General features: G+C 55.7%; 1 rRNA gene (running past one end of the window). It reads left to right on the plus strand.

The annotated features are described in order from the left end of the window. A 23S ribosomal RNA gene (locus ABZ385_RS33190) occupies window positions 1-1,399 on the plus strand (it extends 1,372 nt beyond the left edge of the window). Window positions 1,400-1,432 lie beyond the last annotated feature (33 nt).

Here is a 1,432-nt window from a genome sequence, read left to right on the forward strand (position 1 = left end):
ATAAGGCTGAGACCTGATGCCGAGCCGATTGTGGTGAAGTGGATGATCCTATGCTGTCGAGAAAAGCCTCTAGCGAGTTTCATGGCGGCCCGTACCCTAAACCGACTCAGGTGGTCAGGTAGAGAATACCGAGGCGTTCGGGTGAACTATGGTTAAGGAACTCGGCAAAATGCCCCCGTAACTTCGGGAGAAGGGGGGCCATCACTGGTGAGGAGTCTTGCACTCTGAGCTGGGGGTGGCCGCAGAGACCAGCGAGAAGCGACTGTTTACTAAAAACACAGGTCCGTGCGAAGCCGTAAGGCGATGTATACGGACTGACGCCTGCCCGGTGCTGGAACGTTAAGGGGACCGGTTAGTGCACTTTCGGGTGTGCGAAGCTGAGAACTTAAGCGCCAGTAAACGGCGGTGGTAACTATAACCATCCTAAGGTAGCGAAATTCCTTGTCGGGTAAGTTCCGACCTGCACGAATGGCGTAACGACTTCTCGACTGTCTCAACCATAGGCCCGGTGAAATTGCACTACGAGTAAAGATGCTCGTTTCGCGCAGAAGGACGGAAAGACCCCGGGACCTTTACTACAGTTTGATATTGGTGTTCGGTTCGGCTTGTGTAGGATAGGTGGGAGACTTTGAAGCGGGCACGCCAGTGTTCGTGGAGTCGCCGTTGAAATACCACTCTGGTCGTGCTGGATGTCTAACCTCGGTCCGTGATCCGGATCAGGGACAGTGTCTGATGGGTAGTTTAACTGGGGCGGTTGCCTCCTAAAGAGTAACGGAGGCGCCCAAAGGTTCCCTCAGCCTGGTTGGTAATCAGGTGTTGAGTGTAAGTGCACAAGGGAGCTTGACTGTGAGACCGACGGGTCGAGCAGGGACGAAAGTCGGGACTAGTGATCCGGCGGTGGCTTGTGGAAGCGCCGTCGCTCAACGGATAAAAGGTACCCCGGGGATAACAGGCTGATCTTCCCCAAGAGTCCATATCGACGGGATGGTTTGGCACCTCGATGTCGGCTCGTCGCATCCTGGGGCTGGAGTCGGTCCCAAGGGTTGGGCTGTTCGCCCATTAAAGCGGTACGCGAGCTGGGTTTAGAACGTCGTGAGACAGTTCGGTCCCTATCCTCTGTGCGCGTAGGAATATTGAGAAGGGCTGTCCCTAGTACGAGAGGACCGGGACGGACGAACCTCTGGTGTGCCAGTTGTCCTGCCAAGGGCATGGCTGGTTGGCTACGTTCGGAAAGGATAACCGCTGAAAGCATCTAAGCGGGAAGCCTGCTTCGAGATGAGTATTCCCACCCCCTTTGAGGGGTTAAGGCTCCCAGTAGACGACTGGGTTGATAGGCCAGATCTGGAAGCCCGGTAACGGGTGGAGGTGACTGGTACTAATAGGCCGAGGGCTTGTCCTCAGTTGCTCGCGTCCACTGTGTTGGTTCTGAAAC

Origin of the sequence: Streptomyces sp. NPDC005898, from assembly GCF_040629635.1 — a bacterium.
GTDB lineage: Bacteria > Actinomycetota > Actinomycetes > Streptomycetales > Streptomycetaceae > Streptomyces.